This is a genomic window from Paraburkholderia sp. 2C (assembly GCF_054589215.1).
The window spans coordinates 907,905-916,942 of the sequence record NZ_BAAILL010000032.1 but is presented as its reverse complement, the minus strand read 5'-3'; the positions used below and the strand labels follow the sequence as shown (position 1 = coordinate 916,942).

Annotated in this window: 11 protein-coding genes; 5 read left to right on the top strand and 6 right to left on the bottom strand. The window is 61.5% G+C overall.

Annotated elements, in window-relative coordinates; all coding sequences use genetic code 11:
• Positions 1-48 precede the first annotated feature (48 nt).
• Together ACYPXD_RS12305 and ACYPXD_RS12300 are read right to left on the bottom strand one after the other, a co-directional pair.
• Positions 49-1,170, bottom strand: coding sequence for a 3-deoxy-7-phosphoheptulonate synthase (locus ACYPXD_RS12305; RefSeq protein WP_459711316.1), 1,122 nt, complete (start codon positions 1,168-1,170; stop codon positions 49-51).
• An 87-nt stretch (positions 1,171-1,257) separates the two neighbouring features.
• Positions 1,258-2,346, bottom strand: coding sequence for an alpha/beta fold hydrolase (locus ACYPXD_RS12300; RefSeq protein ID WP_459711314.1), 1,089 nt, complete (start codon positions 2,344-2,346; stop codon positions 1,258-1,260).
• 316 nt (positions 2,347-2,662) lie between these two features.
• Between ACYPXD_RS12300 and ACYPXD_RS12295 the strand changes: the two genes are divergently transcribed.
• On the top strand, positions 2,663-2,860 hold the full coding sequence (locus tag ACYPXD_RS12295) for a DUF3562 domain-containing protein (RefSeq protein ID WP_459711311.1): 198 nt from the start codon (positions 2,663-2,665) through the stop codon (positions 2,858-2,860).
• Between the two features lie 12 nt (positions 2,861-2,872).
• Positions 2,873-3,334: an N-acetyltransferase family protein gene (locus tag ACYPXD_RS12290; protein WP_459711309.1), complete on the top strand. Its 462-nt coding sequence runs from the start codon at positions 2,873-2,875 to the stop codon at positions 3,332-3,334.
• A gap of 73 nt (positions 3,335-3,407) precedes the next feature.
• On the opposite strand, the gene ACYPXD_RS12285 is transcribed toward ACYPXD_RS12290, so the two are convergent.
• The 3 genes from ACYPXD_RS12285 to ACYPXD_RS12275 form a co-directional block, all read right to left on the bottom strand.
• The gene (locus tag ACYPXD_RS12285) at positions 3,408-3,989 is read right to left on the bottom strand and encodes a DUF3501 family protein (protein WP_459711307.1); all 582 of its coding nucleotides are present in this window, start codon (positions 3,987-3,989) and stop codon (positions 3,408-3,410) included.
• Positions 3,990-4,015: 26 nt separating this feature from the next.
• Positions 4,016-5,353 (bottom strand): heterodisulfide reductase-related iron-sulfur binding cluster, encoded by a 1,338-nt coding sequence (locus tag ACYPXD_RS12280; protein ID WP_459711304.1) that lies wholly within the window; start codon positions 5,351-5,353, stop codon positions 4,016-4,018.
• A gap of 218 nt (positions 5,354-5,571) precedes the next feature.
• The gene (locus ACYPXD_RS12275; protein ID WP_459711302.1) at positions 5,572-5,994 is read right to left on the bottom strand and encodes a rubrerythrin family protein; all 423 of its coding nucleotides are present in this window, start codon (positions 5,992-5,994) and stop codon (positions 5,572-5,574) included.
• Positions 5,995-6,223: 229 nt separating this feature from the next.
• On the opposite strand from ACYPXD_RS12275, the gene ACYPXD_RS12270 reads away from it, so the two are divergent.
• Positions 6,224-6,583 carry a DUF3564 domain-containing protein gene (locus ACYPXD_RS12270; protein WP_459711299.1) on the top strand — a complete coding sequence of 120 codons (360 nt, stop codon included), beginning with the start codon at positions 6,224-6,226 and terminating at the stop codon, positions 6,581-6,583.
• A 225-nt stretch (positions 6,584-6,808) separates the two neighbouring features.
• Here ACYPXD_RS12270 and ACYPXD_RS12265 read toward each other — a convergent pair whose 3' ends face one another.
• A complete protein-coding gene (locus ACYPXD_RS12265) occupies positions 6,809-7,165 on the bottom strand; it encodes a GFA family protein (RefSeq protein WP_459711297.1) in 357 nt (118 codons plus the stop codon).
• A 141-nt stretch (positions 7,166-7,306) separates the two neighbouring features.
• Here ACYPXD_RS12265 and ACYPXD_RS12260 point away from each other — a divergent pair, with 141 nt between their 5' ends.
• Both ACYPXD_RS12260 and ACYPXD_RS12255 read left to right on the top strand, forming a co-directional pair.
• Positions 7,307-8,056 carry a DNA/RNA non-specific endonuclease gene (locus ACYPXD_RS12260; RefSeq protein ID WP_459711294.1) on the top strand — a complete coding sequence of 250 codons (750 nt, stop codon included), beginning with the start codon at positions 7,307-7,309 and terminating at the stop codon, positions 8,054-8,056.
• Complete coding sequence (locus ACYPXD_RS12255; protein WP_459711292.1) at positions 8,049-8,306, top strand: hypothetical protein; 258 nt, start codon at positions 8,049-8,051, stop codon at positions 8,304-8,306. The genes ACYPXD_RS12260 and ACYPXD_RS12255 overlap by 8 nt, the downstream gene beginning before the upstream one ends.
• Positions 8,307-9,038 lie beyond the last annotated feature (732 nt).

Here is a 9,038-nt window from a genome sequence, read left to right as displayed (position 1 = left end):
CGTGCTGCCGCACACGACGCGCGTGCGGCAGCACGGGTGCAACATCGATCAGCCGCGTTGCCGGCGTTCGCGCACAGCCTGCGCGAGGCCGTCGAGCACCGGCTCGGTTTGCGTCCAGGAGAGGCATGCGTCGGTGATCGACACGCCACGAGCAAGCGGCACACCTGGCTTCAGGTCCTGCCGGCCCGCTTCGAGATGACTTTCGATCATCACGCCGATGATGCGGCGATCACCGCCCGACAGCTGCTGCCCGATATCCTTCGCGACTTCCGCCTGCCGCTCGTGCGACTTGCCCGAGTTCGCATGCGAACAGTCGATCATCACCTGTTCGCGCAAACCGAGCTTGCGCAAGGCCGCGCAGGCTTCCTCGACGCCCGCCGCGTCGTAGTTCGGCCCTTTCTTGCCGCCGCGCAGGATGACGTGCGCGTCGTCGTTGCCGCGCGTTTCGAAGATCGCGGCCATGCCCATTTTCGTCATGCCCATGAATGCATGGCTTGCGCGCGCGGCAACGATCGCATCGGCTGCGATCTGCACGCCGCCATCGGTGCCGTTCTTGAAGCCGATCGGGCAACTCATGCCCGATGCGAGCTGACGATGCGACTGGCTCTCGGTGGTCCGCGCGCCGATCGCGCCCCACGCGATCAGGTCCGCGATGTATTGCGGGCTCAGCAGATCTAGGAATTCGGTGGCAGTCGGCAGACCGAGATTGCCGATGTCGATCAGCAGCTCGCGTGCACGTCGCAAGCCTTCGTTAATGCGAAAACTGCCGTCGAGACGCGGATCGTTGATGTAACCCTTCCAGCCGACCGTCGTGCGCGGCTTCTCGAAGTACACGCGCATGACGATCAACAGATCGTCGCGTAACGCATCGGCCTTCGCCTTCAGCAGATGCGCGTATTCGATCGCCTGATCGTGGTCGTGAATCGAGCACGGGCCAACGATGATCACCGGCCGGTCGTCGCGGCCGTGCAGCACGTTGGCCACTTCCGCGCGGCTTTGTTCGACAAGCGCCTGCACCGCGGGCGGAATCGGCAGTTCGTCGAGCAGCAGCGCGGGCGAAATGAGCGGTCGCACCGCGCCGATGCGCGTATCGTCGATGCGGGTAATGTCTTGCGTGGAATCGGCGAAGCCGGCTTCCTGGTCTCGTGTGGGGTTGTCGATGCGGCTCAAGATTGTTCTCCGGGCGGGCTTCGCGGCCTGCAAAACGGCGATTATCGCATTTCACAGGGGCCGCGAAAGCCTCGCGCGGCGCCGGCGTCAACCGCCGTTCATCAACTGCACGAGGTACGGCTTCCACACCTCCGGATGCGCGAGCGTCTGATGCCCGAACGATTGCGCCGTCTCCGGCATCTCGACGAAACGGCCGCCCGGCACTTCGCCGATCAGCTTCTGCATGACGTTGAGGTCCGTCGCATTGATCAGGTCGTCGGCGAAATTGACGGCAAACAGGCGTCCGCGGATTTTCGACAGCTCGGGCGCGGGGTTGTAGTCCCACGACGATTCGAACCAGTACAGCACATCGTTCGCGTCGGTCTTGCCGGCGTTCGCGACAAGCGTGTCATACATCTGCGTCGCCGCCGCGCGGTCCGGCGCTTCGGTCTGGATACGCGCGGGGTTGTTCGTCATCAGCGTGAAGATCGGCATCACGCGCGTCCATTGCGTCGGCTCGGTTGCATATGCGCCGCCCTGCCAGGCCGGGTCGTTGCGAATCGCGCCGACGATCATCTGCCGCCACAGCCAGTTGCGGCCCGCCATCGGGATCGGCTGGCTGGCGATCGGCATCAGCGCGTCGGCCATGCCCGGATAGCGTTCGCCCCACATCCACGTTTGCATACCGCCCATCGACGTGCCGAGCACGAGCCGCAGGTGCTTGACCTTCAGGCCGTCGACCAGCAGCTGATAGTTCGCCTCGACGACGTCGCCGTAACCGTAATGCGGGAAATTCGTCCGCATGCCGTCGCTCGGCTTCGTCGAACCGCCGCGCCCGAGGCCATCGGGAATCACGATGAAATAACGGCTCGCGTCGAGCGGCTCGCCCGGTGCAAAGAGTTCTTTCCGCATCAGCGGCGTGAGGTAAGCGCCGCTCGTGCCCGTGGTGCCGTGCATCAGAAGCACCGCGTTCGTCACGTCGCCGTGCGCATCGCGCTGCGGCGTACCGAGCGTCACGTAGTGAATGCGGACCTCGGGCAGGATCGTGCCGTCCGAGAAACGGAAGTCGTGCGCAATGAAATCGGCCGCATGCCCGGGCATCGCGGCATTGGCACTGGACGGAGTCGCGGCAAAGGCGTGAGCGGCAAGCGAGAGGGCTGCGAGCATCGCTGTTCGCGTCACGATCGATCGAATCACTTCGGCCTCCGGTTTGTTGTGAGGATTTTGGAGTGCGATCGTACACGAACACGCAGCGCCGCGTTTATCGGTTCCCTGTCTCGTTGCTTTCATTTATCGCACTGCGTCAAACGACCGCAGCCGCCGACGCGCCCGATTCGCCGTGCGCGAATATAGGTAGGGTGAGTGCAGTTTTGCGGTAGCCCGCGCCACGCTTTGTTCGAACGAAACAAGCGCAATTGATAGTTCGATTCAATTGGAATCCGGACGTCTGGCGACGTGTAATGATTGTTCTCGTGCTCTGCCTCTTTTCTGACCGTTACAACCGGAGAAATTCATGGCCCAGCCCCAACTTGACGCCGAAGAAGTCGTCAAGGCAATCGCCGCTGAAACGAACACCCCGCGCGAAACCGTCTCGAAGCTCTATTCCGACACACTGGCGCAATACCAGTCCGACGGCCGCATTCTCGATTACATGCCCCTGCTCGCCGCCAAGAGAGTGCGGGAGACGCTGCGCCATCGGCCGTCGCGCTAAGCCCGCGCTGCGATGACCGGCCGAGTCCAGGTTCGCCCCGTTACCCCCGACGATTTCGATGCATGGCTGCCGCTGTGGGACGGCTACAACCGTTTTTACGGCCGCGCCGGCGAGACGGCTTTGCCGCGCGAAATCACGCAACTGACGTGGACGCGCTTTTTCGACGGCTACGAGCCGATGCATGCGCTGGTTGCCGAGCGCGACGCCAAGCTCGTGGGCCTCGTGCACTACCTGTACCACCGCAACACGATCATGGCGGGCCCGGCCTGCTATTTGCAGGACCTTTTTACCGACGAAGCGGAACGCGGCACAGGCGTCGGCCGCGCGCTGATCGAACGCGTGTATGAAGAGGCGCGCGCTGCGCGTGCGGAACGCGTCTACTGGCTCACGCACGAGACCAATGCGACGGCGATGCGCTTATACGATGGCATCGCGGAACGCTCGGGATTTGTGGTTTATCGCAAGGCGCTTTGATTTGAGCTTGTGCCTTGCGCTGCAGACGTTGCGCTGATATCGATCAACGCAGCGTGGATCAACGCAGCGTGGATCAACGCAGATCGTTCAGCAGCGACGCGCGAACGTTCGCTTCAATCGCCTGTACCGGCACCGGATAGTTCGGGTGGTCGCATCCGATCATCAACGTCGCGCCATCGCGCAGGCGCGTCTTCATCGCGGGCGTCAGCTCGAAGCGCGCGAAGTGCACAGCGGACGTCTTCTGGTTGTTCTCGCGATCGAGATCTTCATCGGCGATCGCATAAACGGGCGCTTCGCCCTCAACCTGGATAAACACGCGATCTTCGATGCCGATGAGCCGTGCGAGCGCCGCACGCCGCTCGACTTCGTTTTCGTACTCGAGCTGGATGGTCGCCTTCAGATTGCTGCCGTCGGGCACGAGCGGCAAGTACGCTTCGAGTTCGCCCTGAATGCCGTCTTCGTCGAAAATCTTCTCGATGTGCAGCATCTCCTGGATCTGGTAGCGAATCGTCAACTCGTCTTCGAACAGGAACGTCAGGTGGTTGCCGAGCTTCACGGTGCGGTGCTTTTTGTGCTCGATCACGCGGCTGCGCATCGCCGTGCGCGACTTCGAATAGTTCTCGAGCGACAACAGGGAATTCCTGGCGATCGTCATCGGATGTCCTTGCGAAGTGTGAGGAGTCATAGACCGTAGGCTTTGCGCAGCAGCGTCAGCGGATGCGCGAGCTGCGCCTTCGGCAAGCCGTTTTCGTCGATTCCCTGTTCGATATGGTGGCCGGCCAGCTGGCAGTCGGATGAGATGTAGTCGGGCTGCGGCTGCGCCATCGCCTTGAAGACCGGCGTGCCGATTTTCATCGCGGTCTGGTGGAATTCCTTCTTCACGCCGAATGTGCCCGCATGTCCGGAGCAGCGCTCGACCACCGTCACTTGCGTATTGGGCACGAGCGCCAAGGTCTCCGATGTCTTGCGGCCGATGTTCTGTACGCGCGCATGACACGGCACGTGATACGAGACCTTGCCGAGCGGCGTATTGAAATCGGTTTTCAGCAGGCCGTCGCGATGCCGCGACACGAGATACTCGAACGGATCCCAGAACGCCTCGCTGACTGCGCGCACGTCGGCATCGTCAGGGAACATCAACGGCAGTTCGTGCTTGTACATCATCACGCAACTCGGAATCGCGCCGATGATCGCGTAACCGTTACGCGCGTATGTTGCGAGTATCGGCAGATTTTTCTCTTTCTTGCGCGCAACGCCGTCGAGGTCGCCCTGTTCGAGCAAAGGCATGCCGCAGCATGCTTCGCTGCTGACGAGCTCATACGGAATGTCGTTATGCGCGAGCACCGCGAGCAGATCGTGGCCAATGCCCGGCTCGTTGAAGTTCACATAGCACGTTGCATAAATCGCCACCTTGCCGGGCGTTCGTTCGCCGTCGCGAATCGGCGGCTCCTGCGAGCGCTTCGCTGCACTGCGGAATTTGCGCGACGCAAAGGATGGCAGCCACGCGTCCTTGTCGACACCGAGCGCCTTTTCCATCAGTCCGCGCGCGGCCGCCGTGTGATTAACGGCGTTGATGGTCTGCGTCACGACCGGAATGCCGGCGAAATGGCCAAGTGCATCGGTATTCGACAAAAACCTGTCGCGCGTTTTGACCTCGCCGCGTTTATAGCTCGCCGCTTTTGCGCGCAGCATCAAATGCGGGAAGTCTACGTTCCACGGATGCGGCGGCACATACGGACATTTCGTCATGTAGCAGAGGTCGCACAGATAGCATTGATCGACCACCTTGCCGAAATGCGCCTTGTCGACTTCGTGCGCTTCGCCGGTGTCGGTTTCGTCGACCAGATCGAACAGCGTCGGGAATGCACCGCACAACGATACGCAACGGCGGCAACCCGCGCAGATGTCGAACACGCGCGTCAGCTCCTCGTCGATGGCGCGCTGATCGTAGAAACTCGCGGACCGCCAGTCGAGCGCATGCCGCGTCGGTGCTTCGAGACTGCCTTCCTTGTGGGGCATAACGTCAGTCTCCCTTTCATCGTTCTTGTTCAAGTCGCGCGCCGCTTTGTGGGGGACGCTTTGTGGGGAACGCTTGTGGGCAAGATACGCAAGCCAATCGCACGCAAGGCAGCGCGAGAAACCGCGGCCCCGTGCCGAAGTTTCTCGCGCAATGCGTGGAACATGCCGTTTAGCCAAACGACATCGAGCGCCGACTCACCGCGCCGGCTTTTGCCTTGTCAATCCACCAGCGAATCGAGCGCTTTCGAATAACGGTTGGCGTGGCTGCGTTCCGCCTTGGCCAGCGTCTCGAACCAGTTGGCGATTTCATCGAAGCCTTCTTCGCGCGCCGCTTTGGCCATGCCGGGGTACATGTCCGTGTATTCGTGCGTTTCGCCGGCGATCGCGGCCTCCAGATTCAGGCGCGATGAGCCGAACGGCAAACCGGTGGCCGGGTCGCCGGACGCTTCGAGATATTCGAGGTGACCATGCGCGTGACCCGTCTCGCCTTCAGCGGTCGAACGGAACAGCGCCGCGACGTCGTTCTGGCCCTCGACGTCCGCTTTAGCGGCGAAATACAGGTAACGACGATTCGCTTGTGACTCGCCCGCGAATGCGGCCTTCAGGTTGTCTTCTGTTTTAGATCCCTTCAATTGTGTCATCTGAGCCTCCGTCCATCTCTTGTAGTGTGGGAATCGCGCGTTGGGGGACGAACACAGTCGCAGACGACCACGGCTGGACGCGCGCGCCGGAGCCGTGCATTAAATCTAGAAGCTCGCCCATGCGTTCCCAATTGTGATTTTCAATCTCGCTGATAGTGGTTTGGGTTGCATAAGTTATCGTCCGACATAGACTGATGTAGCGGACGAGCCTCTTTACGAGGGAGTAGAAATGCGGCTGACCATTCTTATCAACGGTTCGGATCCCACCGTCAATCACGACTATGCGGTGCTATGGCTCGACACCGAACAGCGCCGCTGGTCCCGGGAAGCACACGAAGGCGTGCATCTTCCCCCGTGGGGAGAATTGCGCGACCAGGACGGTGTCACTGCGTTATGCGCGCCGAGCGCGGAAGCGCCCCTCTGTACGTTGCGGGGCTTGCACGTCGACCGCAGGCAGCGTGTCAGTTCGTCGCAAGGTGCCGCGGCGTGGGAGTCCGAACGCACGCGTTCGCTGATGAACGGATTCTGGCGCCTGCAAGCAGTGGACCGCCAACCGGTGGAAGCGGAGAACAGCATCTTCGGGCGCTGACCGCGCGCCCTCGTCACGCGCATGCATCGGCCATGCGCGCTGCGCAACAGCCATTCACAGCGAATGGTGCGATGCGCCGACGGAAGTGCAAAACGCATGATCGTCGGCGCTTCTGTTTTGTCCGCGCGTTTATCGATGTCGTTCCTGCAGCGGGCCGCGCGAGTGGATCCGGCGGCTCCGGATGCTTTAGCTGCTTCAGCTGCTATAGCTGTCTTTTAGCGGCCTTTAGTGGTTCGCACCGTCGTATGGAGCGGGCTTAAGCGATGCGAGATCGACGTTGTCGAGGCATCGCGCATTGACCGCCACCATCCGCGTACCGTCCGGCATCGCGCCGTACGAATAGGCTTCGACGCCGCATACGCGGCAGAACTGATGTCTGATCACATGCTTGTTGAACAGATATTCCTGGGCCGCGCTCTCGTCGGTATGCAGGTTGAAGCGGTCCACCGGCGCGAAGCCGAGAATCAGGCCGCGCTTCCTGCAAATCGAGCAGTTGCATGAAATCGTCTGGTCGAGATCGACATCGACGGTGAATTTCAACGCGCCGCAATGGCAGCCGCCCGAGTAATGTTGTTGTGCCATTTTCGTGCCCTCCCTTGCCGATTCGAAGCGGATTGTTGCGGTGCAATCACGCAGTCGCGGGCATGCCCCGCGCGACGCTATACTTGCGCACCTTGCCGTTCCTGCCAACCCTTTTCTCCGTTCTCCTTCCGTTTGCAATCCATGAAGAAGTGGTTTCTTTGCCTGCTAGCCGCTGTCGCGGCCCATGCGACGGCGGCGCCGTCCTGCACCGATTTCACGTCAGGCGGCCAGTGGCCGATCCTGATCAACACAAAGATGGCGCCGAAAACGCGCATGCTGTGCTATGCGGATTTCGCGGTGCTGCATTCCGGCATTACGCATGGACCGCTCTGGTCCGCCGAACATCTGACACGCGATCATATCGAGGCGGCCAAAGATATGACACGCACGAATCGCTTCTTTGAAGATGTGCGCCTGCCGGCCGGCGAAGGCGCGACGCTCGCCGATTACAAGCGCAGCGGCTTCGATCGCGGCCATATGAGCCCGGCCGGCAATCGTTGGAATGAGGAAGGGATGGCTCAGTCGTTCTCACTCGCGAATATCGTTCCGCAGAATCGCGAGAACAACGAGCGCTTGTGGTCGCGCATCGAAAGCGCAGTGCGCAAGCTCGCGCTGAAATACGACGACACGTTCGTGGTGACCGGGCCGATGTTCACCGATCAGCAGCTTCAGACGATCGGCGCAACTCGCGTGTTCGTGCCCACGCAATTATTCAAGGTAGTTTATGTGCCGTCGAAGCGGCTCGCGTTCGCGGTGGTCGTGGACAATGTCGCGACCAACCGCTACAGCATCGAGACCGTGCACGAACTCGAGGCAGCCAGCGGCATCCGCTTTCCCGGTATTCCCGAGAACGTGAAGGACGAACGGCCAGGAGGACTGAAAGGTGTTTAACGCATATTCGAACGATGTCGACGTGCTCAACATTCAGGGCGATGCATTGACCGTCACGAACGGCACGCGGCGGGTCGTGCTGAGCGGCACGCTGGAGCTGACGAAGGACAGGCGCGGGCTGAAGGCGGCACTCGCGCTGAAGCAGGCCGTCGACAGCGCGGTCGCTGCGTTGCAGGCACAAACGGATCTGCCGGAACGAATCAAGGACGAGCCTGGCGCGAAGCCGGGAGTGATCGACAACCCGTTTTGAATAGCGCTGCGCGTGCTCGCGCTCGCTCGCAAAGCAGTTTCGCAAGCGCGCATACTCCAGCAACACCCGGCCATACGCCTCGGTTGGCTTAATAGACTAACTGGTCCTATTAACGACAACGGAGACGCGTCTATGCTCGTCAATCAACGCTCGGGTCATCCACGCACGCTGTGCGACGACGATCGACAATCGGACACTGACTCGCCGGCAGTACAGCAACGGACTCATCGAGCGGGCCACACGGCCGGCTCGACGCGCCGCCCGGATGTCCGTCGCGGAACTCAAGCCCCGAGTCATACGGCGGCATCCGCGAAACGCGCGAATCACCGCAAGCTGGTCGCCGATCTGAAGCAGATGCTCGCCACCTCGCAGATCGACGTCTGGAACCGGTCGAGCGAAACCATTCGCGGATCGATCGAGCACGACCTCGGCCACGACCGTCGCGCGCTCGACGCCGCCGCGGAAAATGTGAATAGCGCGAAATCCAGATTCAGAGACGCCGAACATCGAATGACAGCCGGCACGGACCCGGTCTCGGGCATCCCTTGGCCCGCCGACTACGCAGCATACGAGGCAGCGAAGCGGGAGCTCCAGCAGGCAAAGCGCGGCCTGGAAGACGCAACGACGTCGTGGAACGAGGCAAGCCGGAGACACCTGGCCAATACGCACCCCTACTCCGGTGAAGCGTTCAGACTCGATTCGTCCAATCGCGCTGCGGACGGCAAGGATGCG

What these genes read in the sequence shown, in the direction of transcription:
- ACYPXD_RS12280 (WP_459711304.1), bottom strand. Translation starts at nt 5,353, where the DNA reads ATGCCCCACAAGGAAGGCAGTCTCGAAGCACCGACGCGGCATGCGCTC.
- ACYPXD_RS12265 (WP_459711297.1), bottom strand. Translation starts at nt 7,165, where the DNA reads ATGGCACAACAACATTACTCGGGCGGCTGCCATTGCGGCGCGTTGAAA.
- ACYPXD_RS12285 (WP_459711307.1), bottom strand. Translation starts at nt 3,989, where the DNA reads ATGACGATCGCCAGGAATTCCCTGTTGTCGCTCGAGAACTATTCGAAG.
- ACYPXD_RS12295 (WP_459711311.1), top strand. Translation starts at nt 2,663, where the DNA reads ATGGCCCAGCCCCAACTTGACGCCGAAGAAGTCGTCAAGGCAATCGCC.
- ACYPXD_RS12270 (WP_459711299.1), top strand. Translation starts at nt 6,224, where the DNA reads ATGCGGCTGACCATTCTTATCAACGGTTCGGATCCCACCGTCAATCAC.
- ACYPXD_RS12260 (WP_459711294.1), top strand. Translation starts at nt 7,307, where the DNA reads ATGAAGAAGTGGTTTCTTTGCCTGCTAGCCGCTGTCGCGGCCCATGCG.
- ACYPXD_RS12290 (WP_459711309.1), top strand. Translation starts at nt 2,873, where the DNA reads ATGACCGGCCGAGTCCAGGTTCGCCCCGTTACCCCCGACGATTTCGAT.
- ACYPXD_RS12275 (WP_459711302.1), bottom strand. Translation starts at nt 5,994, where the DNA reads ATGACACAATTGAAGGGATCTAAAACAGAAGACAACCTGAAGGCCGCA.